The sequence below is a fragment of the Sulfitobacter sp. 15WGC genome, assembly GCF_005068605.1.
GTDB lineage: Bacteria > Pseudomonadota > Alphaproteobacteria > Rhodobacterales > Rhodobacteraceae > Sulfitobacter > Sulfitobacter faviae.
In genome coordinates this window covers 112262-136949 of the sequence record NZ_SZNL01000003.1, presented here as the reverse complement: position 1 = coordinate 136949, position 24688 = coordinate 112262, and the positions used below count along the sequence as shown (strand labels likewise).

Annotated in this window: 31 protein-coding genes; 17 read left to right on the top strand and 14 right to left on the bottom strand. The window is 63.6% G+C overall.

The genetic code is table 11. The features are described 5' to 3' along the window. Positions 1-9: 9 nt before the first annotated feature. The 6 genes from FCK22_RS03660 to FCK22_RS03635 all read right to left on the bottom strand — a co-directional run bounded on the left by FCK22_RS03660 (position 10) and on the right by FCK22_RS03635 (position 4935). Positions 10-360, bottom strand: a complete 351-nt coding sequence (locus tag FCK22_RS03660; protein WP_067265627.1) for a RidA family protein — start codon at positions 358-360, stop codon at positions 10-12. A 71-nt stretch (positions 361-431) separates the two neighbouring features. Beyond that, on the bottom strand, positions 432-818 hold the full coding sequence (locus FCK22_RS03655) for a rhodanese-like domain-containing protein (protein WP_067265622.1): 387 nt from the start codon (positions 816-818) through the stop codon (positions 432-434). 11 nt (positions 819-829) lie between these two features. Further along, positions 830-2008 carry a lytic murein transglycosylase gene (locus FCK22_RS03650; protein ID WP_136720225.1) on the bottom strand — a complete coding sequence of 393 codons (1179 nt, stop codon included), beginning with the start codon at positions 2006-2008 and terminating at the stop codon, positions 830-832. A gap of 13 nt (positions 2009-2021) precedes the next feature. After that, the gene (gene cbiB / locus FCK22_RS03645; RefSeq protein ID WP_067264643.1) at positions 2022-2930 is read right to left on the bottom strand and encodes an adenosylcobinamide-phosphate synthase CbiB; all 909 of its coding nucleotides are present in this window, start codon (positions 2928-2930) and stop codon (positions 2022-2024) included. Beyond that, entirely contained in the window at positions 2927-3874 is a 948-nt protein-coding gene (cobD, locus tag FCK22_RS03640; protein WP_067264656.1) for a threonine-phosphate decarboxylase CobD, read from the bottom strand. The genes cbiB and cobD overlap by 4 nt, the downstream gene beginning before the upstream one ends. A gap of 86 nt (positions 3875-3960) precedes the next feature. Then, positions 3961-4935 carry a glutathione S-transferase family protein gene (locus FCK22_RS03635; protein WP_067264642.1) on the bottom strand — a complete coding sequence of 325 codons (975 nt, stop codon included), beginning with the start codon at positions 4933-4935 and terminating at the stop codon, positions 3961-3963. A gap of 173 nt (positions 4936-5108) precedes the next feature. On the opposite strand from FCK22_RS03635, the gene FCK22_RS03630 reads away from it, so the two are divergent. Continuing rightward, positions 5109-5465, top strand: coding sequence for a hypothetical protein (locus FCK22_RS03630; RefSeq protein WP_067264640.1), 357 nt, complete (start codon positions 5109-5111; stop codon positions 5463-5465). 39 nt (positions 5466-5504) lie between these two features. Here the strand turns inward: FCK22_RS03630 and FCK22_RS03625 are convergent, their stop codons facing one another. Continuing rightward, positions 5505-6674, bottom strand: coding sequence for a MalY/PatB family protein (locus FCK22_RS03625; RefSeq protein WP_067264637.1), 1170 nt, complete (start codon positions 6672-6674; stop codon positions 5505-5507). 96 nt (positions 6675-6770) lie between these two features. On the opposite strand from FCK22_RS03625, the gene def (FCK22_RS03620) reads away from it, so the two are divergent. Genes def (FCK22_RS03620) through fmt form a run of 4 tightly spaced genes read left to right on the top strand, consistent with a single transcriptional unit; the run spans position 6771 to position 9224 of the window. Beyond that, entirely contained in the window at positions 6771-7289 is a 519-nt protein-coding gene (def, locus tag FCK22_RS03620) for a peptide deformylase (RefSeq protein WP_136720223.1), read from the top strand. Beyond that, entirely contained in the window at positions 7286-7783 is a 498-nt protein-coding gene (gene def, locus FCK22_RS03615) for a peptide deformylase (RefSeq protein WP_067264632.1), read from the top strand. Before def (FCK22_RS03620) ends, def (FCK22_RS03615) begins: the two co-directional genes overlap by 4 nt. Beyond that, on the top strand, positions 7780-8277 hold the full coding sequence (gene def / locus FCK22_RS03610; RefSeq protein WP_067264629.1) for a peptide deformylase: 498 nt from the start codon (positions 7780-7782) through the stop codon (positions 8275-8277). The genes def (FCK22_RS03615) and def (FCK22_RS03610) overlap by 4 nt, the downstream gene beginning before the upstream one ends. Positions 8278-8315: 38 nt before the next feature. After that, positions 8316-9224: a methionyl-tRNA formyltransferase gene (gene fmt, locus FCK22_RS03605; protein WP_067264626.1), complete on the top strand. Its 909-nt coding sequence runs from the start codon at positions 8316-8318 to the stop codon at positions 9222-9224. A gap of 10 nt (positions 9225-9234) precedes the next feature. Here the strand turns inward: fmt and FCK22_RS03600 are convergent, their stop codons facing one another. The 5 genes from FCK22_RS03600 to FCK22_RS03580 all read right to left on the bottom strand — a co-directional run bounded on the left by FCK22_RS03600 (position 9235) and on the right by FCK22_RS03580 (position 12923). After that, on the bottom strand, positions 9235-9858 hold the full coding sequence (locus FCK22_RS03600; protein ID WP_067264624.1) for a trimeric intracellular cation channel family protein: 624 nt from the start codon (positions 9856-9858) through the stop codon (positions 9235-9237). Further along, positions 9855-10319, bottom strand: coding sequence for a ribonuclease HI (gene rnhA / locus FCK22_RS03595; protein WP_067264616.1), 465 nt, complete (start codon positions 10317-10319; stop codon positions 9855-9857). Before rnhA ends, FCK22_RS03600 begins: the two co-directional genes overlap by 4 nt. Before the next feature lie 54 nt (positions 10320-10373). Next, positions 10374-11324, bottom strand: a complete 951-nt coding sequence (ispH, locus tag FCK22_RS03590) for a 4-hydroxy-3-methylbut-2-enyl diphosphate reductase (RefSeq protein ID WP_067264614.1) — start codon at positions 11322-11324, stop codon at positions 10374-10376. 60 nt (positions 11325-11384) lie between these two features. Further along, on the bottom strand, positions 11385-12122 hold the full coding sequence (locus tag FCK22_RS03585) for a LuxR family transcriptional regulator (RefSeq protein ID WP_067264611.1): 738 nt from the start codon (positions 12120-12122) through the stop codon (positions 11385-11387). A gap of 252 nt (positions 12123-12374) precedes the next feature. Then, complete coding sequence (locus FCK22_RS03580; RefSeq protein ID WP_067264609.1) at positions 12375-12923, bottom strand: NYN domain-containing protein; 549 nt, start codon at positions 12921-12923, stop codon at positions 12375-12377. A 123-nt stretch (positions 12924-13046) separates the two neighbouring features. On the opposite strand from FCK22_RS03580, the gene folK reads away from it, so the two are divergent. The 12 genes from folK to recO all read left to right on the top strand — a co-directional run bounded on the left by folK (position 13047) and on the right by recO (position 22548). Continuing rightward, positions 13047-13658, top strand: a complete 612-nt coding sequence (gene folK, locus FCK22_RS03575) for a 2-amino-4-hydroxy-6-hydroxymethyldihydropteridine diphosphokinase (RefSeq protein ID WP_331711012.1) — start codon at positions 13047-13049, stop codon at positions 13656-13658. Positions 13659-13728: 70 nt separating this feature from the next. Continuing rightward, positions 13729-14082, top strand: coding sequence for a DNA-directed RNA polymerase subunit omega (gene rpoZ / locus FCK22_RS03570; RefSeq protein WP_067264606.1), 354 nt, complete (start codon positions 13729-13731; stop codon positions 14080-14082). 36 nt (positions 14083-14118) lie between these two features. Then, entirely contained in the window at positions 14119-16269 is a 2151-nt protein-coding gene (locus FCK22_RS03565; protein WP_067264600.1) for a bifunctional (p)ppGpp synthetase/guanosine-3',5'-bis(diphosphate) 3'-pyrophosphohydrolase, read from the top strand. Between the two features lie 37 nt (positions 16270-16306). Beyond that, a complete protein-coding gene (locus tag FCK22_RS03560) occupies positions 16307-16963 on the top strand; it encodes a DUF2062 domain-containing protein (protein ID WP_067264597.1) in 657 nt (218 codons plus the stop codon). Between the two features lie 100 nt (positions 16964-17063). Further along, on the top strand, positions 17064-17816 hold the full coding sequence (locus FCK22_RS03555) for a pyridoxine 5'-phosphate synthase (protein ID WP_067264594.1): 753 nt from the start codon (positions 17064-17066) through the stop codon (positions 17814-17816). A gap of 113 nt (positions 17817-17929) precedes the next feature. Continuing rightward, the gene (locus FCK22_RS03550; protein ID WP_067264591.1) at positions 17930-18373 is read left to right on the top strand and encodes a PA2169 family four-helix-bundle protein; all 444 of its coding nucleotides are present in this window, start codon (positions 17930-17932) and stop codon (positions 18371-18373) included. A gap of 147 nt (positions 18374-18520) precedes the next feature. After that, on the top strand, positions 18521-18925 hold the full coding sequence (gene acpS, locus FCK22_RS03545) for a holo-ACP synthase (protein WP_067264589.1): 405 nt from the start codon (positions 18521-18523) through the stop codon (positions 18923-18925). A 131-nt stretch (positions 18926-19056) separates the two neighbouring features. Next, a complete protein-coding gene (lepB, locus tag FCK22_RS03540) occupies positions 19057-19893 on the top strand; it encodes a signal peptidase I (protein WP_067264586.1) in 837 nt (278 codons plus the stop codon). Then, a complete protein-coding gene (rnc, locus tag FCK22_RS03535; protein WP_067264583.1) occupies positions 19890-20576 on the top strand; it encodes a ribonuclease III in 687 nt (228 codons plus the stop codon). The genes lepB and rnc overlap by 4 nt, the downstream gene beginning before the upstream one ends. Further along, on the top strand, positions 20573-21481 hold the full coding sequence (era, locus tag FCK22_RS03530; protein ID WP_067264580.1) for a GTPase Era: 909 nt from the start codon (positions 20573-20575) through the stop codon (positions 21479-21481). Before rnc ends, era begins: the two co-directional genes overlap by 4 nt. Before the next feature lie 15 nt (positions 21482-21496). Further along, positions 21497-21826, top strand: coding sequence for a DUF1491 family protein (locus FCK22_RS03525; protein ID WP_067264577.1), 330 nt, complete (start codon positions 21497-21499; stop codon positions 21824-21826). Next, positions 21826-22548 carry a DNA repair protein RecO gene (gene recO / locus FCK22_RS03520; protein ID WP_067264572.1) on the top strand — a complete coding sequence of 241 codons (723 nt, stop codon included), beginning with the start codon at positions 21826-21828 and terminating at the stop codon, positions 22546-22548. Before FCK22_RS03525 ends, recO begins: the two co-directional genes overlap by 1 nt. On the opposite strand, the gene FCK22_RS03515 is transcribed toward recO, so the two are convergent. Continuing rightward, positions 22532-22924, bottom strand: a complete 393-nt coding sequence (locus FCK22_RS03515) for an META domain-containing protein (protein WP_067264568.1) — start codon at positions 22922-22924, stop codon at positions 22532-22534. The genes recO and FCK22_RS03515 overlap by 17 nt on opposite strands. Positions 22925-22991: 67 nt before the next feature. Then, positions 22992-24674, bottom strand: coding sequence for an acyl-CoA dehydrogenase family protein (locus FCK22_RS03510; protein WP_067264565.1), 1683 nt, complete (start codon positions 24672-24674; stop codon positions 22992-22994). Positions 24675-24688: the final 14 nt, after the last annotated feature.

Here is a 24688-nt window from a genome sequence, read left to right as displayed (position 1 = left end):
GGGAATGGCTCAGGCCTTGGCGGCGATCACCAGCACTTCGACCAGATATTCCGGCGTGGCGAGTTTGGATTCGCCGCAGGCGCGGGCGGGGGCTTGGCCCTCGGGCACCCATGCGTCCCAGACGGCGTTCATGGCTTCGAAATCGGCCATGTCGGCCAGCCAGATGGTGGATTGCAGGATGCGGGTCTTGTCGCTGCCGACTTCGGCCAGAAGGGCGTCGACCTTATCAAGGCAATCTTGGGTCTGCTGGGCCACATCCGCCCCCGCCGTGCCGACCTGACCGGCAAGGTAGATCACATCGCCATGCTCGACGATTTGGCTCATGCGGGTGTTGGTGTGGTGGCGTTTGATCTCGGTCATTCTGTCTCTCCTTTGACGTTGCAAAACTTGTGGCAGCTTTACGTGGGGGAGGCCAGATCAAAGCCTGCGCTTCAAGACCTCTCGATCGGGCCGCCCGCTTTTTCCCAGCCGCCGAAACCGTCTTTCAGATGGGCCGCGTCAAAACCCATGTCTTGCAGCGTCGCGACCGAGATGGCCGAGCGCCAGCCAGAGGCGCAGTGAAAGACGAACTTCTTGTCTTGGGCAAAGACCTCTTTGAAATATGGGCTCTCGGGGTCAACCCAGAACTCCAACATGCCGCGCGGGCAGTGGAAGGCACCGGGGATGAACCCGGTGCGTTCGCGTTCGCGGGGGTCACGCAGGTCGACGAATTGCACGTTTTCGTCCTCCAGCATGGCGATGGCCTCAGTGCTGTCGATCTCTTCGATCCGGGCGCGCGCCTCGGCGACCATTTGCGCGGCGGTTTTCTTGAGGGCCATCGGTCTTCTCCTTACAGTTTGTTCAGCAACTCAGGCGTGGGCCAGCCATCGACGGGCATGCCGAGACGTTCCTGCTCGGCCCGCACCGCACCGCGGGTGCCAGAGCCGAGGATGCCATCCACATCGCCCACGTCATAGCCCTTGGCTTGGAGTTTGCGTTGCAGCGTTTTCATCGCCTCGCCGCCCAGACCGGGGGCCGGATTGCCCGCGTCATAGACCTGCGCGCCTTCCAGCCGGGTGGCGAAATAGGCGGCGGTCATGACGTAGGTAAAGCTCTGGTTCCACTCGAAATAAACGCGGAAGTTCGGATAGGCGATGAAAGCAGGCCCGCCGCGCCCCTGCGGCAGCAGGACAGAGGCGGTCAGCCCCTCGGCCAGCGGTCCGTTGCGGGGGGAGACACCCATGGCCTGCCATTCGCTGACGGGTTTTGTGGTCTCCAGCCCGGTTTGCGACCAGTCGAAATCCTGCGGCAGGGTGACCTCGGCCAACCAAGGCTCGCCCGCGCGCCAGCCAAGGCTTTGCAGCATCTTGGCACCCGACAGCAGCGCATCGGGGGCAGATGTCTTGAGCGAGACCGCGCCGTCGCCGTCGCCATCCACCCCGTTCTCGAGGATGTCGCGCGGCAGCATTTGCACCATGCCGATCTCACCGGCCCAAGCGCCGGTGGTGGTGGCCGGGTCGAACGCACCGCGCTCGAAAAGCTCTAGCGCCGCGAAAAGCTGTGGGCGGAACAGTTCGGGGCGGCGGCAGTCATGGGAAAGGGTCGCCAGCGCGTTGGCGGTGTTGAAGTCGCCTTGGAACGCGCCGTAATCCGTCTCGAACGCCCAGAAGGCCAAAAGCACGCCACGGCTGACGCCGTATTCCGCCTCGATCCGGTCGAAGATGGCGTCGTATTTCTCGGCCATGGCGCGGCCTCGGTTGATCCGGTTTTCCGAGATCAGGCGGCGCGAGAATTCGATGAAGGGCTTTTGAAACACCCCTTGGGCCTGATCGGCGCGCAGCACGGCGGGGTCTTGGCGCAGGCTGGCAAAGAAACGCTCGGCCTTGGCGGGATCGGCGCCGTTCGCCACGGCCTCGGCCTTGGCATCGGCGATGAAACTGGAGAAATCCCCGCCGCATTTGGCTTGCGCATAGGCGCTGGCGGGAAGGGTGAGCGCCGCGAGTGCGGCGGCGAGAAACGTGGGGCGCATGGTTACCTCTTTGTCACAGACAGGCCAGAACTAGGGCGATTGCCCACATCACCAACCATGCCTGCCAGAGGCGGGTGATGGCCGCATCGATCTCCAAAGGTCCGATGACGCGCGCCCCCGCGCCATGCACCCAAGGAAACTGCTGCACCCGCCCATCATAACTGCGCGGACCGGCGAGGGCCACACCTATGGCCCGCGCCATGGCGGCTTCCGGCCAACCGGCATTGGGCGAGCGGTGCAGCGCCGCGTCGGCCTTGATGTCGCGCCAGCGGTGCAGCACCCCGCCGGGCAAGGCAATCAGGAGGGCGGTCAGCCGTGCGGGGGCGAGGTTCAGAAGGTCGTCCATCCGCGCCGCGGCCCAGCCGAAATCGGCATAGCGCGGGGTGCGGTAGCCGATCATACTGTCGGCGGTGTTAACGATTTTATAGACCAGCAGCCCCGGCAGACCGCCCAGCAGGAACCAAAAGGCAGGGGCGATGATCCCGTCGCTGAGGTTCTCCGCCCCGCTTTCGATTGCCGAGCGGGCGACCGCATCTGCGGGCATCTCGCCAGTATCGCGGCTGACGATCATCGCCACGGCGCGGCGCCCTGCGGGCAGCGACTGGCGCAGCCCGTCGGCCACGGCGCGCAGGTGCTCGACGAGGGAACGTTGCGCCAGCAGGATGGCGGCGAGGATGATCTCGATGAGGGGGCCAAAAAGGCTGAGCGCCCAGCCGAGCAGCGCGGCCCCGATCATCAGCGCCAGCAGCAACGCCACGCCCTTGGCGCGGCGGGCTTGGCCGTGGTTCAGCCGACGGTCCCCCCAACCGATCAGCCGCCCCATCAGCACCGCCGGATGCGGCAGGCGGCGCCAGAGCCAGTCCGGCTCTCCAAGCGCCGCGTCCAGCAGCATGGCCAGCGCGAGGATCGCCGCCGTGCTCATGCCAGCGCCCGCTCCAGCCGCGCCCAACCTATCGAGGGGGGCAGGCCAAGGCGCAGCCAGCGGGGGTTATAGGGGAAGACGCGGCTCCAGATATGGTGCCTTGCGAGGCGGGTTTGCCATGCCTGCGCGTCTTCGACCTCATAGAGCCGGAAAAGCGGGGTGCCGCCGACGATCTGCGCGCCTGCTGTGGTCATCAGCCCATCGAGACGCGCGGCCTCGGCCCCCAGCCGCGCCCGCGTGGCTTCGGCCCATGTTTCATCCCGCAGCGCCGCCGCGCCGATATGCAGCGCGGGGCCGCTGACCGGCCATGGCCCAAGCATCTGTTCAAGCCGCGCGACCAAGGCCGGATCGCCGATCACGAACCCCAGCCGCAGCCCGGCCAGCCCCCAGAATTTGCCAAAGCTCTTGAGGATCAACGTGCCGGGCACCGTGGCCTGCGCCATCAGGGTGGCGTTGGGCGTGATGTCGCAAAAGCTCTCATCAATGATGCTGAGCGGGGCTGTCGTCTCTGCCATGGGCCACAGGCGCCCGTCGGGGTTGTTGGGATGGACGTGAACGGCGGCTTCGGTCTCGCCCGTCTCGACCACTTGCCAGCCGTTCTCGGCGAAGCTGGCGGCATGTTCGTTATAGGTCGGCCCGGGGATGCGCACGCGGCCCTTCGGGGCCAGCGCCGGGATTCGCGCGATGGCCGAGGAGGCCCCCGGCACGGCGAGGATCGCGGCCCCTTCGGGCACTTGCCAAAAGCCGCGGGCGGCGGCCAGCAGCGCGTCTTGCGCCACCGCGTCGGGGAGGGCAGCCCATGCGCCCGCAGGCAGGGCAGGTATTGGGTAGGGCGCGGGGTTGATCCCAGTGGAAAGGTCGATCCAATCCGACCGCTGCCCGCCGAAACGCGCCGCTGCCGCATCGACACCGCCGCCGTGGTCGCGCTGGTCTGGCTTTTGCATGATCATCCCCCTGCCGTCGTCGCTGCGGTGAAAGCGCAAAAGCGCTGCGCGATCAAGCGCCTTCCACGGGGCAGGGGGAGGGGAGGTCAGCCGCGCCCGTGCGGCGCGTCGAAGTCCAGCACCGGATTGATCGGGATGATGCGGTGTGGGTTAATCGTGTCATGGCTGTAGTGATAGTGCCGCACGATATGGTCGAAGTTCACCGTCTCGGCCACGCCCGGCACCTGATAGAGTTCGCGCGTATAGGCCCAGATGTTCGGGTAATCGACGATCCGGTGGCGGTTACATTTGAAGTGCAGGTGATAAACCTTGTCGAAGCGCACCAGCGTGGTGAAAAGCCGCCAGTCGGCCTCGGTCATCCGGTCGCCCGCGAGGTAGCGGTTCTGCGACAGGATGTCTTCGATCCAATCCAACGTGTCGAAGAGCGGATGCACGGCAGCGTCATAGGCCTCTTGCGTGGTGGCGAAACCGGCTTTGTAGACGCCGTTGTTCAGCGTGTCATAGACGCGGGCGTTCACCTTTTCGATGCGGTCGTGCAGGGGGGCGGGGTAATAGTCATCACTGTTGCCGGTGATCGCGTTGAAGGCGCTGTTGAACATGCGAATGATCTCGGCGCTCTCATTGCTGACGATGGTCTCGCGCTCTTTGTCCCAAAGGATCGGCACGGTCACGCGGCCCGTGAAATCGGGATCGGCGCGGGTGTAGATGTCGCGGGCATAGGGCAGGCCGAAGAGCGTGTCGCCCGTGGCACCGGGGAAATCCGTGTCAAAGGTCCAGCCCTCGCCCAGCATATCGGGATGCACGACAGAGACACCGATGTGATCTTCCAGCCCCTTCAACTGGCGGAAGATCAGCGCGCGATGCGCCCATGGGCAGGCATAGCTGACGTAGAGGTGGTAGCGCCCCGATTCTGCCTTGAACCCGCCTTTGCCGCTCGGTCCGGCGCTGCCATCGGCGGTCACCCAGTTGCGAAACTTGGCCTCGCTGCGCTCAAATTTGCCGCCCGAGGATTTGGTGTCATACCATTTGTCTTGCCATTTACCGTCGACCAATAGGCCCATCTTGTTCTCCTTTCCGCGTTTGAGGGTATATCTAGGGCAGGGCGCGGGGGCCGCCCATCTTCATAGGCGCGCAGCCGCTCTGCGCTGATGCAGACTGCCCAAACGTCACCAATTCTTAACTTGAATTTTCTACGCTTTCCGCCAGCTTAGAGGCATCAGCGGGGGGATTGTGCATGGAAGAATTTCTGTCGAAAGAAATACAGGCGGGGCTGGATGCCGCGCGTATGGCAAGCCTGCGCAAGGGCGCGCGCCTGCGGCTTGAGGCGGGCGGTGATGTCTACCGCGTGCTGCGCATGTGGAAGACCGGTTTCTCCGTCGATGCACAGGACGCGCCCAAGCTGCGCGGGCTGGTCGATCTCTATGACGGCAGCCTGCATCTGTTCCAATGTCTGATCGTGGCGAGCGAGGAAGAAGCGGGCGAGATGCGTTATGAGTTCAAGCGCGCCACCGCCGTGGCGGACCGTCCGCCGCTTGATTTCGAACGCTCCGCCGATGCGCCGCTGGATCTGATCGAAGACGGCCGCGCCTGATAGGGCGGCACGGCGGGGCTTCCCCGCCGCGCCGTTTCGTTACTGCAAATCACTGAAGGCTTTGGTGAGCCGCTCACAGGCTTCCTCGACCCGTGCGCGCGGGGTGGCGAGGTTGAAGCGCATGAAGCTTTCGCCCCCCGTGCCAAAGGTGGCGCCGTGGTTGGCAGCGATAGCGGCGCTTTTCTCGACACGGTCCTGAAACTCTGCGGGCGCCATGCCGGTGCCCGAAAAGTCCACCCAAGCCAGATAGGTCGATTCCAGTGGCATCGAGCTTAGCCCCGGGATCGCGTTCACCGCCTCGTCGAAGATCTGCCGGTTGTTGTCGAGATAGGCGGTCAACTCATCCACCCAAGCGGCCCCCTCGGGCGAATAGGCAGCGGTCGCCATGATCAGCCCGAAGGAGTTTGCCGAAACGCCCAAGGCCGCCATGCGCCGGGCTAAGCGCTCGCGCAGCTTGGGGTCATGAATGATGACGTTTCCGGTATGGCCGCCCGCGATGTTGAAGGTCTTGGTCGTGGCGGTCATCATCACCAGACGGTCTTCGATCCCGTCGATCTGGGCCATGGGGATATGCTTGTGCCCCGGCATCACCAGATCGTGGTGGATCTCATCCGAGACCAGCACCAGATCGTGCCGCTTGGCGAAGTCGGCCACGCCTTGCAGTTCCTCACGGCTCCAGACCCGCCCGCCGGGGTTATGCGGCGAGCAGAGGATCACCATCTTCTCATTCCCGGTCATCAGGGCGTCATAGGCGTCAAAATCCATCTCGTAACGGCCCGAGGCATTGGTCAGCGGGCATTCCACCACCCGACGCTCGGCGGCGTTAATCACGCGGGCGAAGGCGTGATAGACCGGGGTGAACAGCACCACCCCATCGCCGGGCTGGGTGAAAGCATCGACGCACATGGCGGTGCCGTTCACCAAACCATGCGTGGTAAAGATCGCCTCGGCGTCGACCTTCCAACCGTGGCGGTTTTCCATCCACCATTGGATCGCGGCGAGGTATTTGCTGTCATCGCCGAAATACCCGTGCACCCCGTGATCAATCTGGGCCTGAAGCGCGTCCTGCACCACCTGCGGGGGGCGGAAATCCATGTCGGCCACCCACATGGCGATGCCGGTATCCGCGGGCACGCCATAGATCGCTTCCATCTTGTCCCATTTCGCACAATGGGTGCCGCGCCGGTCGATGATGTCGTCAAAGCTCATGCTGGTCTCTCCTGATATTGCGGCCAAGCTAACGGCTGCCGCAGGCGCTGCAAGCCCCCGGTTGCGCGATGCACGGGCATGGCCTAAATGAGCGGGATGAAACGCCCGATCCTTTTGCACCCCGATCCACGGCTCAAGAAAGCCGCAGCCCCCGTCGCCGATCTCAGCGACGAGCTGCGCGTGCTGGGCGATGATATGTTGACCACCATGTATGATGCGCCGGGCATCGGCCTTGCTGCGCCGCAGATCGGCGTGTTGAGCCGGGTGATCGTGCTGGATTGCGTCAAGGAAGAGGGCGAAGCGCCCCGGCCCTTGTTGATGTTCAACCCCGAAATCGTGGCCTCTTCGGACGCGCTCAACACCTATGAAGAAGGCTGCCTCAGCATCCTCGACCAATATGCCGAGGTGACCCGCCCGGCGGAGGTTGAGGTGCGCTGGCTCGACCGTGACGGGAAAGAGCAGCAGGAGGCCTTTGACGGGCTTTGGGCGACCTGCGTTCAGCATGAGATCGACCACCTCGACGGCAAGCTTTTCATCGACTACCTCAAGCCACTGAAGCGCCAGATGATCACCCGCAAGATGGTCAAGCTCAAACGCGAGCTGGCGCGCGGATGAGCGTGCTCGAGGTTCTCCGCTGGCCCGACCCGCGACTGGCCGAGACCTGCGCCCCGGTCGAAGAGATCACGCCCGAGATCGAACGCCTCGCCTCCGATATGCTTGAGACGATGTATGCCGCGCCGGGGCGTGGCCTTGCCGGACCGCAGGTGGGCGCGATGCTGCGCATCTTCGTGATGGATGCGGGGTGGAAAGAGGATAAGTCCGACCCGCTGGTCTGCATCAACCCGATGTTTCAAGAGATCGGCGAAGAGCGGGTGACCAATACCGAAGGCTGTCTTAGCATCCCCGGCATCAGCACCGATATCTCGCGCCCTGCGCAGGTGCAGATGGTCTGGACCGGTCTGAACGGGGGCCGCTATGTGCAGAGCATGGAAGGCGCCGCTGCGCTGATCGCGCAGCATGAGATGGATCACCTTGATGGGGTGGTGACCTTCGATCACCTCGACGCAGAGACCCGCGCCGCCAAGATTGCGGAGTTCAACGCCCAATGACCCTACGCCGCTATGTTCCATGGCCCGACAAACGCCTGCGCAGCCCCGCCGAACCCATCGATGCGGTGACGGATGAAATCCGCACCCTCTGGGACGACATGATCGAGACGATGGACGCCATGCCCGGCGTTGGCCTTGCCGCGCCGCAGATCGGGGTGATGTTGCAGGTGGCGGTCGTCGATGCCTCGGAAGCGCGCAACAAACGCATCCGTCTCGCGAACCCGGTGATCGTCGATGCCTCTGCCGTGTTGCATCCTTACGATGAGGCCAGCCCCAATCTGCCCGGTTTCAGCGCCGTGATCCGCCGCCCGCGCGGGGTGAAGGTGCGTTTCCTTGACGAGACGGGAGCCGAGGTGGAGCGTGATTTCGTCGGGCTGGAAGCGGTGAGCGTGCAGCACCAAATCGACCATCTGGCGGGCAAGATGTATTTTGACAACCTCAGCAAAACCAAGCGCGACATGCTGTTGCGCAAGGCACGCAAACAGAACGGCTGACGGCGCTCTCCAAGGCGCTGTCCGGCAGGAGTGAACAGATGCGACTGATCTTCATGGGCACGCCCGATTTTTCGGTGCCGATCCTCGATGCCCTGGTGCAGGGCGGGCATGAGATCTGTGCGGTCTATTGCCAGCCGCCCCGCCCCGCCGGGCGCGGCAAGAAACCCCGCCCCAGCCCGGTGCAGCAACGCGCCGAAGCGCTTGGACTGCTGGTGCGCCATCCGGTCTCGCTCAAACATCCCGAGCCGCAGGAAGAATTCGCAGCGCTTGAGGCCGATGCGGCGGTGGTCGTGGCCTATGGTCTGATCCTGCCGCAGCCCATTCTCGACGCGCCGAAACATGGCTGTTTGAACATCCACGCCAGCCTGCTGCCGCGCTGGCGCGGGGCAGCGCCCATTCACCGTGCGATCATGGCGGGCGACGAAAAGACCGGCGTGTGCATCATGCAGATGGAAGCGGGGTTGGATACCGGGCCGGTGCTGCTGTGCGAAGAGACCGAGATCGGCAAGGCTGAGACGACGGCACAGTTGCATGACCGGTTGAGCGCCATGGGCGCGGTGGCGATCAACAAGGCGCTGTCGCAACTGACCGATCTGACGCCGCAGCCCCAGCCCGAAGAGGGCGTCACCTATGCCGCCAAGATCGACAAGGCCGAAGCGCGGATCGACTGGACCCGCCCGGCGGTCGAGGTGGATCGCCAGATCCGCGGGCTCTCGCCCTTTCCCGGCGCGTGGTTCGAGATTGACGGCCAGCGGGTGAAAGTCCTTGGCTCGGTGCTGGACGAGGGCACCGGCGCGCCGGGTGAGGTGCTGTCGGACGCGCTGCGCATCGCCTGTGGCGAGGGGGCGGTGCGGCTGACGCGGCTACAGCGCGCGGGCAAGGGCGTGCAGGAGGCGGATGTGTTTCAACGCGGTGCGCAGATCGCAGCGGGTGCGCGTCTTAGCTGAGGCTGAGCGTTCAGCTTTTGGGCGGGGTGCTTTTGTAAACCGGCAGGTGCCAGCCGAAATAAAGCGATCCGGCGCGCAGCACCCAAGTCGTCGCAGCGCAGGCCAGCAGCGGGTAGAGCGTGCCATCGAAATAGGGCGACAGCAGCACGGCAACGGCGGCACCGGAGAGCGCTGCGGTGGCGTAAAGCTCGCCTTGGGTCAGCACCAGCGGCAGCTGCCCCACCACCACATCGCGCATCAGCCCGCCCATGCAGCCGGTGATCATGCCCATGACGATGATGATCGGCGCGGACTGCTCTTGCGCTATCGCCACACCAACCCCCGCCGCGACCGCGACGGCAAGCGCCAGACTGTCGAGCCAGATCAAGGTGCGAAAGCGACTTTCGAGCAGGTGGGCGGTGAAAAACACCACCAAAGCGGCCAGGATGGCCACGCCTAACATGCTGGGGGTTTCGATCCAGAAGATCGGGTTGCGGTCGAGCAGGAGGTCACGGATCGTGCCGCCGCCCACGGCGGTCAGGCAGGCGATAAAGGCAAAGCCCACGATATCAAGCTGCGCCCGGCTGGCAACAAGCGCGCCGGTGATGGCAAAGACCAGCACGGCGGCATAGTCCAGCAGGGCCAGCAGGGTCACTTCTTGGTGCCCGGTTTGAAGGGGGCCATGCCCGCGCGGGCCAGTTCATCGGCGCGCTCGTTCTCGGGGTGGCCAGCGTGGCCCTTGACCCATTTCCACGTCACATTGTGCCGCGCATTCGCGGCGTCCAGCCGTTGCCAAAGCTCGGCATTCTTGACCGGCTTCTTGGCCGCGTTCTTCCAACCGTTCTTTTTCCAGCCGAAGATCCAACCAGTGATGCCGTTCTTGACGTAGTTGCTATCGGTCACCAGCGTGATCTCGGTCGGGCGGCTGAGCGATTCCAGGGCCGAGATCGCGGCCATCAACTCCATGCGGTTGTTGGTGGTCTGCGCCTCGCCGCCTTTCAACTCGCGTTCCTTGACGATCTGGTCCCCGTCCATCGCGCGCATCAGCACGCCCCAGCCGCCGGGGCCGGGATTGCCCGAACAGGCACCGTCAGTATAGGCGTAGAGGTCAGGCATGGGTATCTCCGGCAGTTTCCAGCGCGGTTTAGGCGGCTGGCGCGCGGCGGTCAATCAGGCGGGTTGGCGTAGAACGCGCGGCACTTTGAATTCGACGTTCTCCTGCGCGGTTTCGACCAGATCGGTGGTCACGTCATAACGCGCTTTGAAGGCGTCGATCACCTCATTGATGAGCACTTCGGGGGCCGATGCGCCCGCCGTGATGCCGATGCTGCCGATGCCCTCCAGCGCGCGCCAGTCGATGTCATCGGCGCGCTGCACCAGTTGCGCATAGGCGCAGCCTGCGCGGGCGCCGACTTCGACCAGCCGTTTAGAGTTCGAGGAATTGGGCGCGCCTACCACCAGCATCGCGTCGCATTTCGGCGCCATGGCTTTGACCGCTTCCTGACGGTTGGTCGTGGCGTAGCAGATGTCTTCTTTATGCGGGCCGATGATGGCGGGGAAGCGCGCCTGTAGGGCGGCCACGATATCGGCGGTGTCATCAACGCTGAGCGTGGTCTGGGTGACATAGGCCAAACGCGCGTCATCGCGCACGGCGACTGTGGCCACATCCTCAGGCGTTTCGACGAGCAGCACATCGCCTTCGGGCAATTGGCCCATGGTGCCGATCGTCTCAGGGTGGCCCGCATGGCCGATCATGATGATCTGAAGGCCCGCATCCGCATGGCGCTGCGCCTCGATATGCACCTTGGAGACCAGCGGACAGGTGGCATCGACGTAGATCATGTTGCGCGCCTGCGCCGCCGAGGGCACGGATTTCGGCACGCCATGGGCGGAAAAGATCACCGGGCGGTCGTCGGGGCATTCTGAGAGTTCCTCGACAAAGACCGCGCCCTTGTCGCGCAGCCCATCGACGACGAATTTATTGTGCACGATCTCGTGGCGCACATAGACCGGCGCGCCCCATTTCTCGATCGCCATTTCGACGATCTTGATCGCCCGGTCCACGCCCGCACAGAATCCGCGCGGCGCGGCAAGGTAGAGGGTAAGAGGCGGTTTGGTCATGGCGAAATCTCCGGACGGTTGGCGCAGAGGTAAGGGCTTGGGCCCGCTTCGTCCAGCCCGTCAGTCTGACTTGGGCGCAGGCTCGCCCGCCGTGGCGTGCACCAGCGCAGCCGCCTGCGCCCGGTTGCGGATGCCGAGCTTGCGGTAGCCGGATTTCGCATAGTCCGACACGGTGTGGATAGAGAGGTTGCAGCGGTGCGCGGTCTGCTGGCGGGTGTAGCCGTGGGCCAGCAGGTTCACCACTTCGGCTTCGCGCGGGCTGAGCTTGTCGAAGGCCGAAGGATTCTCGGGCAGGGGCAGGGGCGCGGTGCCGGTCAGGTCTTCGATCCGGCGGTGCATCAGCAGGCAGAAGAGGCGCAGATCCTCGGCAATGTCGCTGAAGGCGCGCTCGAACTCATCAGCCTCCATCCCGTTGCCGACGATGAAGCCGCCAAAACGTTCGGAGCCCTTCAGCCGCATCGGCACGGCGAAGGCAGCATGCAGACCTTCGCGACCTGCGCGGGCGATCAGCGAATGCTCGGACGGGGTGACATCGGGGTAGAGGTGTACGAAGGCCTGGCCGATCGTCAGCACATCATAACTGTTGCACGAGTGGTGCAGGAATGGATCATCCTCGGGCGGGAGGTCATCGTAAAGGTCGGGGATGGTGGACAGAAACTGAGCGTCTTTGAAATCCGCACCCACGCTGATGTGGATGGCATGGGTAAAGCCGGTCTCTCGAAATGTCTTTACGATCCCATCCCAAAGCGCGCTAACATCTTGCAGCTTTTCCAAACGTACAGCGGCATCGAACAGCATCTTCCCTCACTTTTACCCCCCTTTTTCGGGGGGTCGTCTACTTCTACGGGAGCAGGTAGTGTGGGATCAAGGGGAACGCATGGGTTCATGTGCTGTATTGTATCTTCCCTGGGGTATTTTAGAAATTTCACAGGCCAGTGACGCCACAGTCGCTGGCCTGGTATTCGTTTGCCCATCATCCTGACGCTGCGCACAATAAGACCGCTGCCGCGCGGGGGCGGCATGGTTCTGCACGAAATGGGGCTGCGTCGATTAGTCGTGCGGTGCGGGATCGCGCGGCGGGCGGCCGATAACGTCACGCAGATCGTCAAGCTCGATAAAGTTGTCGGCTTGGCGGCGCAGATCGTCCGAGATCATCGGCGGCTGGCTGCGGATCGTGGAGACGACGGAGACGCGCACGCCTTGGCGTTGCAGGCTTTCCACCAGCGGGCGGAAATCACCATCGCCAGAGAAGATCACGATGTGATCGACACGCGGGGCCAGTTCCATCGCATCGACGGCCAGTTCGATGTCCATATCGCCTTTGACTTTGCGGCGGCCCATGCTGTCGGTGTATTCCTTGGCCGGTTTGGTCACCATGGAAAAGCCGTTGTAGTTCAACCAGTCGACAAGCGGGCGGATCGGCGAATATTCATCGTTTTCCAAAAGCGCGGTATAGTAGAAGGCGCGCAGCAGCTTGCCGCGGCGCATGAACTCTTGCCGCAGCAGCTTGTAGTCGATGTCGAAGCCCAGCGTCTTTGCCGCGGCGTAGAGGTTGGAGCCATCTATAAAAAGCGCCAACCGCTCATCTTTGTAGAACATTAAACTATCCTTTCGGCAGGCTTCGCCGTATTCCCGGTTTGAACTGTAATCGCCGCGGATTAATAAATCCGTGACCTCTGGCGATGCCCCCACATCAGGGTGCATAACTAAGGCTTTTTAACGATGTCGCAAGACCCCGAGGGTATGGAATTAAGCAGTAAAGACCCTATACGAAAGTATAGTCTTCTGGTTGCACTCGGCGGTAACCTTGCATCTTCTGTGGGTAAACCTCAGGAAACGCTAAAATCGGCTTTAAAGCTATTGCAGACGTCCGGCGCGGTGATTCGCGCCACGAGTGCATTCTATCACACTCCGGCCTTTCCCGCAGGGGCGGGGCCAGACTATGTGAATGCCGCGGCCTGGCTCGAAGCGCCGTGGGATCCGCAGACCGCTCTTGGCGTCTTGCACCGGATCGAGGCGCAGATGGGCCGTGCGCGGGTGCAACGCTGGGGCCAGCGGACCTTGGATTTGGATCTTTTGGCCTGTGATGATATCGTGTTGCCAGACCGTCAGACCCACAAGATATGGCGCGAGCTGCCTTTGGAGGCACAGATTGGCCGCACGCCGGAGCAATTGATCTTGCCGCATCCCCGGCTACAGGACCGCGCCTTCGTCTTGGTGCCGCTGGCCGATGTGGCCCCCAACTGGGTGCATCCGCTGATTGGAAAGCCGGTGCGCGCCCTGCTTGAAGCCCTGCCTGAGCGGGATCGTGCCGAGGTGCGGCGGCTGCAATAACGGCTTGTAAATCTGCCCGAGGCGGCTTAAATACTGCACTTCTGGCAGCAAATGAGATATTGGAGGCTTCATGGCCCGCGTCACCGTCGAAGATTGTGTGGATAAGGTTCCGAACCGTTTCGAACTCGTCATGCTGGCCGCACATCGTGCCCGCGAGATCTCTGCCGGATCGCAGTTGACCGTTGACCGTGACAACGACAAGAACCCCGTCGTGTCCCTGCGCGAAATCGCCGAAGAAACACAGTCGGCCGATGACCTGCGCGAGCGTCTGATCGAAAGCAACCAGAGCCAGATCGAAGTCGATGAGCCCGAAGAAGACGCGATGGCGCTTCTGATGGGGGCCGAAGAGGACAAGCCCGAAGAAGACAGCATGTCCGAAGAGATGTTGCTGCGCCAGTTGATGGCCGCACAGGGGCAGGGCTAACCCCCGCGCCCCGGCCGGGGCTATGAGGCAGATGGCATGAACAGCGCCGACATTACTGCCGACGACCTGATCGCTCTCGTTCAAGGCTACAATCCGCGTACCAACGAACCCCTGATCCGCGCCGCTTTCGACTATGGGGCGCGGATGCATGAGGGGCAGTTTCGCCATTCCGGTGAGCCCTATTTCACTCATCCCGTCGCTGTCGCTGCGATCCTCACGGAACAGCAGCTTGACGATGCGACGATCATCACCGCCCTTCTGCACGACACGATTGAAGACACCAAAGCGTCTTATGCCGAGGTGCAAAGCCTCTTTGGCGGCGAAGTGGCAGAATTGGTCGATGGCGTCACCAAGCTGACCAACCTTCAGCTAAACTCGACCGAGACCAAACAGGCCGAGAATTTCCGCAAGCTTTTCATGGCGATGTCCAAGGACCTGCGCGTCATCCTCGTCAAGCTCGCCGACCGTCTGCACAACATGCGCACGATCAAATCCATGCGCCCGGACAAGCAGATCAAAAAGGCGCGGGAGACGATGGACATCTATGCGCCGCTGGCGGGCCGCATGGGCATGCAGTGGATGCGCGAAGAGTTGGAAGACCTCGCGTTTCGGGTGCTCAATCCCGAGGCGCGCGCCTCGATCATTCGCCGCTTCATCACCCTGCAACGCGACACCGGCGATGTGATCCAGCGCATCACCGGCGACATGCGGGTGGAGTTGGAAAAGGCGGATATCGAAGCCGAGGTCTTTGGCCGGGCCAAGAAACCCTATTCGATCTGGCGCAAGATGGAGGAGAAGGAGCAAAGCTTCTCCCGCCTGTCCGACATCTACGGCTTTCGCGTGATTACCGCCTCTGAAGAAGACTGCTACCGCACCCTCGGGGCGATCCATCGCCGCTGGCGCGCGGTGCCGGGGCGGTTCAAGGATTACATCAGCCAGCCCAAGACCAACGGTTACCGGTCAATCCACACCACCGTCTCGGGCCGCGATGGCAAGCGGGTGGAGGTGCAGATCCGCACCCGCCAGATGCATGACGTGGCCGAGACCGGCGTCGCCGCCCATTGGTCCTACCGCGACGGCGTGCGCAGCCGGAACCCCTTTGCTGTCGATCCTGCCAAGTGGATCAGCCAGCTGACCGAACAGTTCGACGCCGAGACCGATCACGAGGATTTCCTCGAAGCCGTGAAGCTTGAGATGTACGCCGATCAGGTGTTCTGCTTCACGCCCAAGGGCGATGTGGTGAAGCTGCCGCGCGGGGCTACGCCGATTGATTTCGCCTATGCGATCCACACCCGTATCGGCAACGCCTGTGTGGGGGCCAAGGTCGACGGGATGCGCGTGCCGCTGTGGACCCGGATCAAGAACGGCCAGTCGATTGAGATCACCACCGCGCAGGGCCAGACGCCACAGGTGACGTGGCTCGACATTGCCACCACGGGCAAGGCCAAGTCGGCGATCCGGCGCTCCCTGCGTGAGGTCGACCGCGAGCGCTTTATCAAACTGGGCCGCGAATTGGCGCGTTCGGCCTTTGCGCAGGTGGGCAAAAAGGCCACCGATAAGGTGCTGCATACCGTGGCCAAGAACATGCGGTTGAATGGCCCCGACGAAGTGCTCGCCCGGCTTGGCAGTTCGGAACTCACGGGCCGCGAAGTGGTGGAATGCGTCTATCCCGACCTTGCCCCGCAAAAGGGCGAACAGATCGACGTGCGCCGCGCGGTCGTGGGGCTGGAGCCGGGGCAGAGCTTTGACCGCGCGCCCTGCTGCACCCCGCTGCCCGGTGAGCGGATCGTCGGCATCACCTTCCGGGGCAAGGGCGTGACTGTCCATGCCATCGATTGTGACCGCCTCTCGGAATACGAAGACCAGCCCGAACGCTGGCTCGATCTGCGTTGGCATGACGGCAGCCATCCGGCGGTCTATACCTGTGCGCTGGACATCACTATCGGCAATGGCGCGGGCGTTCTGGGGCGGGTCTGCACCTTGATCGGCGAAGCCTCGGCCAATATTTCGGATCTGGAGTTTGTGGAGCGCAAGCCTGACTTTTACCGGCTGGTGGTCTATGTGGATCTCCGAGACGTGAGTCACCTGCATTCGCTGATGTCCACGCTCGAAGCCGAGAGTGAGGTCGCCGATGTCAGCAGGCACCGCAATATGAGCATGGGAAAGACCGTCGAAAAGACCACCTGACCCTGCGCAGACGAAACGCCGATACTGGACCTGAGACTTGATTTTCAAACGCCGCGATCCGAAACCGACCCTGCGCGCGCTGGCCGAGTTTCTGTGGCCGCGCGGTGGTTGGACGCGTGCGTTTCACTATGTCAAACACCGCATGCGGCGGCTGCCCGACAGCCCCGAGCGCATCGCGCGCGGCATCTGGGCCGGGGTCTTTACCACCTTCACGCCCTTCTATGGCCTGCATTTTATCGTGGCCGCGTTGATCGGGCGGGTGATGCGGGCCAATATCCTTGCTGCGCTGATGGCGACTTTCTTTGGCAATCCGCTGACCTATGTGCCCATCGGCATCGCGGCCCTGCAAACCGGGCATTGGATCCTTGGCGCGCCTGTGGCGCCGACGGCGCATCGCTCTTTCGGGGGTAAGTTTCTCGACGCCGGGCGCGATCTGAAAGAGAATTTCGTCGCGATCTTTACCGATACCCAGATGGATTGGACCGGGCTGACGGTGTTCTTCCATCAGGTCTTCTACCCCTATCTGATCGGGGGTATCCTGCCGGGGATGATCTGCGCCTCTATCGCCTATTACATTTCGGTCCCGGTGCTGCGCGCCTATCAAAAGCGGCGGCGCGGCATGATCAAAGCCAAGTTCGAGGCGCTCAAGCATAAGGCGGCGCAAAAGGCCGACGCCAAGCGCCACGCCGACTGATCCTGTCGCACCATCAATTTTCGGGAAAAACCGCTTCTCCCTATGGGGTTGGCGAAAGTTCCGACCTATGGTCGGGGCAAGTGATGCAAGGGGAATCGAGATGGCGGATCAACCAAAGCTGAGATTGGGCGTGAACATTGACCATGTGGCGACGGTGCGCAACGCACGGGGCGGCGCCTATCCCGACCCGCTGCGCGCGGCCAAGATCGCGGAAAAGGCCGGGGCCGATGGCATCACCGCGCATCTGCGCGAAGACCGGCGGCATATCTCGGATGCCGATATCGAAGGTTTGATGGAGGTGCTGTCGGTCCCGCTCAACTTCGAGATGGCCGCGACGGATGAGATGCAAAAGATCGCCCTGCGCCACAAGCCCCACGCGGTCTGCATCGTGCCTGAAAAGCGCGAAGAGCGGACCACCGAAGGCGGGCTGGAAGTCGCGCGGGAAGAGAACAAATTGGCCCATTTCATCGCGCCCCTGCGCGAGGCGGGCAGCAGGGTGTCGATCTTCATCGCAGCCGAGCGCGCGCAGATCGAAGCCGCCAACCGCATCGGCGCAGAGGTGATCGAATTGCACACCGGTGCCTATTGCGATGCCTTCGCCGAGGGCCGTTGGGATGAGGCGGATGCCGAACTCAACAAGCTGCGCGAGATGTCGCGTTTCGCCGACTCTCTCGGGCTTGAGGTGCACGCGGGCCACGGGCTGACCTATGACACCGTCACCCCGATCGCCGCTTTCCCCGAGGTGCGGGAACTTAACATCGGGCACTTCCTGATTGGAGAGGCGATCTTCCTCGGGTTGGAACCCGCGATTGCCGAGATGCGCCGCCTGATGGATGAGGCCCGCGAGGGCTGAGCCCGCCGCCCGCCGGTGGCGGAAAATCTCTCAAAGCGTGCCTCCCTCCGGACCTAAAGCGGCCTTGGCCGCGTTGGGCCGCCAGACTGGTTAACAAACCTAAGGAGGCACCAATGAGCGACCATATCGACACGCTGAAGAAACTGCACACCCGCCTGATCGACAGCCGCGACGGCTATCGTGAATCCCGCAAGCAGGTCTCGGACGAAGCGGCTTTTGTCGGCTTCTTCGACCAGCGCATCGCGGAACGTGAGAAGTTCCACACAGAACTGCACCGCCAGCTTGGCGTCGACGGCGTGGATGTATCCGAAGAAGGCTCTGCCGCCGCATCGGCTCACCGCGGTTGGCTGAAGCTGCGCGACGCAGTGACCGGCGACAACGAAGCTGTCTATGACGAGATCATCAACGGCGAATCCGCATTGGTCGAAAACTACGACGATGCGATCAAAGCCACTGCTGGCCGCCCCGGCTATGAGTTCCTGACCGAACAGCGCGCCGCCGTTCAGCGCGCCATCGACGAGGCGAAAGCCGAGAAGGCGCGCCACGTCGCAGCCTAAGCGCCGCGCCTTGTGGTAGGTTCAACGCCGTCCCGTTCCTGCGGGGCGGCGTTTTCGCGTCGGATTGCCGCTTTTCCTCGCTTTCGCCGCGTGATCTATTGAGGGCAAAGGGCCATCGGCCCCGTCACGCGGCAAGAATGGCACTCAATGATCCTCGGCATCGGCACTGATCTGGCAAATATCGAGCGTATCCAAGGCACGCTCGACCGTTTTGGCGACCGGTTTCGCAACCGGGTGTTCACCGAGGTGGAGCAACGCAAGGCCGAGCGCCGCCATGATGTGGCGGGCACCTATGCCAAACGCTGGGCTGCGAAAGAGGCATGTTCAAAGGCGCTTGGCACCGGGCTGCGCATGGGCATCGCTTGGCGCGACATGGCGGTGAGCAATCTGCGCAGCGGTCAGCCGGTGATGGAGGTCACGGGCTGGGCCGCGGACCGTCTCGCCGCGATGACCCCGCCGGGGCATGAGGCGATCATCCATGTCACCCTGACCGACGATCACCCTTGGGCGCAGGCTTTCGTGGTGATCGAAGCGCGCCCTCTTGCCGATTAGGCTGCATAGACTGGCGCACCCCGCCGTTTCGCGTCATATGCACGCGGGGCAGGCCGATCCGGCCCCGCGTCACTTGACTTGGCCCGCACGGCCCCGCATGTAACCCCAAACCTATATGTCAGGAGCGCCGCATGGCCGCTAAGGAAAAAACCGGCAACGCCTTTGTCGAAACCATCAAGACAATCTTTTGGGCGCTGCTGATCGCCGGTGTCTTTCGGACCCTGTTCTTCCAGCCCTTCTGGATCCCCTCAGGCTCCATGAAAGAGACGCTGCTGATCGGTGATTTCCTCTTCGTGAACAAGATGGCCTACGGCTATTCCTACGCCTCTTGCCCCAGCCTGATGCTGCCCGGTGTCGGGATCGAGATTGACGCCAAGGATGTCTGCGGAGTCTTTGATGGGGATAACGAGCGCCTCTTCGGTTCTGAGCCTGAGCGCGGCGATGTGGTCGTCTTCCGTCACCCTGTCTCGGGCCGCGACTATATCAAGCGCCTGATTGGCCTGCCGGGGGACAAGGTGCAGATCAAAAACGGTGTCATCAGCCTGAACGGCACCCCGGTCGAGGTCGAAGATGCCGGCACGTTTGAAGAGGTCATGGCCCCCCAAGGCCCGCAACAACTGCGCCCGCGCTGCGAAAACGGCCCCGTGGGCCAAGGGGCGACCTGCGAAAAGAGCCGCCAGATCGAAACCCTGCCCAATGGCGTGTCCTACCCGACCCTGAACATCACCAATCAGCAGTCGGACAACACAGGCGTCTATACCGTGCCCGAGGGGCATTACTTCTTCATGGGCGACAACCGCGACAACTCTGCCGACAGCCGTCTGGCGCAGCGCGCCGGGGGCGTGGGTTTCGTGCCGTTCGAAAACCTCATTGGCCGCGCGGATCGCATCATGTTCAGCTCTGCCGGGCGTTCGATGCTGTTCTTCTGGACATGGCGCGGCGACCGCTTCTTTGAAGCTGTCAGATGAAGCTGAGCGGAGACCTCAAAGCCTTCGAGACGCGGATTGGCCATCACTTTGCCAAGCCGGAGCTGCTGGTGCGCGCGGTGACGCACGCCTCCATGTCCTCGGCCAACCGCGACGACAACCAGCGGTTGGAGTTTCTGGGCGACCGGGTGCTGGGCCTTGTCATGGCCGAAGCGCTGCTGGCGCTTGATCCCGGCGCCAGCGAAGGCCAGTTGGCCCCCCGTTTCAACGCATTGGTACGCAAGGAAACCTGCGCCGATGTGGCGCGTGAGATTGATCTGGGCAAGGTGCTCAAGCTCGGTCGGTCCGAGATGATCTCGGGCGGGCGGCGCAAACAGGCGCTTTTGGGCGATGCGATCGAGGCGGTGATCGCCGCGGTCTATCTCGACGGTGGTTTTGACGCTGCCAAAGACCTCGTGCTGCGGCTCTGGGGTGACCGCCTTAAAACCGTCAAGGAAGACGCGCGCGACGCCAAGACGGCGCTGCAGGAATGGGCGCAGGCGCGCGGGCTGAACCCGCCGCGCTATGTGCAGACCGGGCGCAGCGGCCCGGATCACGCGCCCGTCTTTACCATTACCGCGCGGTTGGACAACGGGGCCGAGGCCGCCGCCACCGCGCCGTCGAAACGCGCCGCCGAACAGGCGGCCGCCAGCACGCTGCTGCGGCAATTGGAGAGCAATACATGACCACCCGTGCCGGATTCGTCGCCCTGATCGGAGAGCCCAACGCGGGCAAATCCACCCTGCTGAACCGCATGGTCGGGGCCAAGGTCTCGATCGTGACACATAAGGTCCAGACCACCCGCGCCCGCATCCGCGGCGTGGCGATGGAGGGCGATGCGCAACTGGTCTTCGTCGACACGCCGGGCCTCTTCCAGCCGCGCCGTAGGCTGGACCGCGCCATGGTCGCCGCCGCTTGGGGCGGGGCCGCGGATGCCGACGTGATCGTGCTGCTGATCGAGGCGCACCGCGGCGTGACCGAGGGCGTGGAGCGCATCCTCGAAGAGCTCGGCAACATCGCCAAAGGCCGCCGCGTGGCGCTGGCGATCAACAAGATCGACCGCGTCGAGGCGCCGGTGCTGCTGGGGCTGGCCGAGAAGATGAACGAGCGGTTTGAGTTTGCCGAAACCTTCATGATCTCCGCCGAGCGCGGTCACGGCACCGATACCCTGCGCGAATGGCTGGCGGGCGAGGTGCCGGAAGGCCCGTGGCTCTACCCCGAAGACCAGATCGCCGACCTGCCGATGCGCAACATCGCCGCTGAGATCACGCGCGAGAAACTGACCCTGCGCCTACATCAGGAACTGCCCTACCAGCTCACCGTCGAGACCGAGAACTGGGAAGAGCGCAAGGACGGCTCGGCCCGGATCGACCAGCTGGTCTATGTCGTTCGCGACGGCCACAAGGGCATCGTGCTGGGCAACAAAGGCGAGACGATCAAGGCCGTGGGCAAGGCCGCCCGAGAGGAACTCGAAGAGTTCCTCGGCCGCAAGGTGCATCTGTTCCTGCAGGTGAAAGTCCGCGCCAATTGGCTGGAAGAGGCCGAGCGCTATTCCGAGATGGGCCTGGATTTCAAAGATGGCAATGACTGACGCCAAAGGTCTGCCATGGCCCGCCTGACCGCGCGCTTCTGGGTCGATGCCTATCTCGCGCGGCTCAGGTTGCAGGACATCCCCGCTTTCGTGGTCGCCCATGGCGATGACACCGGCGGCGCGGTGCTGGTGAAGCTGGCAACGCTCGATGGCCGCGCGGTGCTGTTCCAGCGTTCTTTCGATCTGATGAGCGGCGCGCGTAAGTGGGTCGAACTGGCCGCGGGCGACGAACCTGAGGTCGATGCCACCGTTACCCGCCAACGCAGCTTCGATCCCGACCTCTGGGTGATCGAGGTCGAGGACCGCGCCGGGCGGCACCTTCTGGACGAACCGGGGCTCGCCTGATGGAATGGCGCGATCAGGGCATCCTGCTGAGCGCGCGGCGACATGGCGAGACCTCCGCCATCATTGAGGTCTTCACCCCCGCCCAAGGCCGCCACGCTGGCATCGTCCGCGGCGGCACCAGCCGCAAGATCGCCCCCAGTCTGCAACCCGGCGCGCAGCTTGACGTGGCATGGCGCGCGCGGCTGGAGGACCACATCGGCGCCTTCACCGTCGAGCCTTTGCGCAGCCGTGCCGCCGTGGCAATGCAGGACCGTCTGGCACTGGCGGGGCTGAACGCGGTCACCGCGCTCTTGGCCTTTTGCCTGCCCGAACGCGAGCCGCATCCGGCGCTTTATCGGCGCACCGAGGCGCTGTTGGATATGCTGGGGCAGGGCGATGTCTGGCCGCTGGCCTACCTCAAGTGGGAGCTGCGCCTTTTGGAGGAAATGGGCTATGCGCTCGACCTCGACGCCTGCGCGGTGACGGGGGCGACCGAGGGGCTGATCTATGTCTCTCCCAAGACCGGGCGCGCGGTCTCGGCCAAGGGGGCGGGGGAGTGGGCGGATCGGCTCTTGCCCCTGCCGCCCGTGCTGCGCGGCGGGGCGGGCAATGATGCTGAGGTGGCGCAGGGGCTGCGGACGACGGGGCATTTCCTGACCGTGCATCTGGCGCGGGACTTGGGCGGCAAACCCCTGCCGGAAGCCCGCGCGCGCTTTGTCGAGGCCTTTAGTCGGCGGCTTTGAAAACCAGACGTTCGCCGCTGTCGTCCGACAAGATCATCGTGTCGCCCAGCACGTCTGAAATGGTCACCTCTGTCAGCGCATCGAGGAACGCCGTCTCGCCCGCAAGGTCGGGGCAGGCGCGGCGGGTGACGGCGATATGGCCGGTGTCGAACCACGGGTAGGGCACCGTCATCGCGGCGCTATAGGCGTTGCAGGGGGCCAGCCCGGCGATCTTGCCGGTCTCGGGGAAGGTCAGGGTCGCGCGGGCATCGAAGGGCTTGCCGTCCAACTTCACCAGATGCCATGTCTTGTCGCCCGCGCCATAGGCACGGACGGTTTCATCGCCTTGGCATTGCGGCAGGGCGCTGAGGGCGGCGAGGATCAGAAAGCTGCGCATGGGCTGTCCTTTGGAGTGAAGCGCCGCCTATGTCCCTGACATCGGCAGCGCTTGCAACCCCGGCAGATCAGCCCAGAAGGCGGCGGGCAATAACCTGCGCCTGAATCTCGGCGGCGCCCTCAAAAATGTTGAGGATCCGCGCGTCGCAAAGCACCCGGCTGATCTTGTACTCCAGAGCAAAACCGTTGCCGCCGTGGATTTGCAAGCCGTTGTCGGCCGCCGCCCATGCGACCCGTGCGCCCAGCAGTTTGGCCATGCCCGCCTCTACGTCGCAGCGGCGGCCGGCGTCCTTCTCGAAGGCGCTGTAATAGGTCAGCTGCCGCGCCACCATCAGCTCAACCGCCATCATCGCCAGCTTGCCTGAGACGCGGGGGAAGTTGATCAGTGCCTTGCCGAATTGCTTGCGGTCTTGGGCGTATTGCATCGAGATATCCAGCGCCGATTGCGCCACGCCGATGGCGCGGGCGGCGGTCTGGATGCGGGCGCTCTCGAAGGTCTCCATCAGCTGTTTAAAGCCGCGCCCCTCTTCGCCGCCGAGAAGGTTCTCGCCCTTCACCTCGAAACCGTCGAAACCCAGTTCGTATTCCTTCATCCCACGATAGCCCAGCACCTCGATCTCACCGCCAGTCATGCCGGGGGTGGGGAAGGGGTTGGCATCATCGCCGGGCGTTTTCTCGGCGAGGAACATCGACAACCCGCGGTGATCGCTGGTTTCGGGATCGGTGCGCGCCAGCAGGGTCATCACATGGGTGCGCGCGGCATGGGTGATCCATGTCTTGTTGCCGGTCACCTTGTAGTCGTCCCCGTCCTTGACCGCACGGGTGCGCAGACTGCCGAGGTCGGAGCCGGTGTTCGGCTCGGTAAAGACCGCCGTGGGCAGGGTCTCGGCGCTGGCGATGCGGGGCAGCCATTTCTCTTTCTGCGCCTCGGTGCCGCCGCAGAGGATCAGTTCGGCGGCAATTTCCGAGCGGGTGCCGAGCGAGCCGACCCCGATGTAGCCGCGCGACAGCTCTTCGCTGACCACGCACATCGACGCTTTGGTCAGGCCCAGCCCGCCGTATTCTTCGGGGATGGTCAGGCCGAAGACGCCCATCTCGGCCAGTTCCTCGATCACCTCCATCGGGATCAGCTCATCCTTGAGGTGCCAGTCATGGGCGTGCGGCTCGACCTTTTCCACCGCGTAGCGGCGGAACTGATCGCGGATCATTTCAAGCTCTTCGTCCAGTCCGCTGACGCCGAATGTCACATCGGCGTTGCGTTCCTGCATCAGTTCAACCAGACGGCTGCGCGCGGCTTGGGTGTTGCCCGCGCGGGTCAGACTGGTGATCGCAGGATCGTCGAGCGCGGCCTCATCCTCGGCGCTCAGCCCCAGATCTTGCAGGCGCAGCATCTCCCCTTGGTTCATCTGGATGCCGCCGCGGATCTGGCAGAGGTATTCGCCAAAGGCGATCTGGTGCAGCAGTTGCTCCACCTCGCCAAAGCGCCCCTCACTTTGCAGCCGCTCGGCCCAAAGCTGCATCTGACGCAGGGCTTGGACATAGGTGGCGAGCCAAGCAAGCCCGTGGGCGGCGGTCTGGTTAGCCTCGATCAGCTTGGCCGACACGCGGTCGCCATCGCTCACCTGCGCGCGGACCGCGGCGGTGGCGGTTTCGAGCAATTGGTCGAGCGGCAGCAGGGCCGCGCCGGTCTGCCCGATCAGATCGTCGAGAATTACGCGATGCATCGTCATGTCCTGACCGTCATGTGCCATGGGCTGTCCTTTCT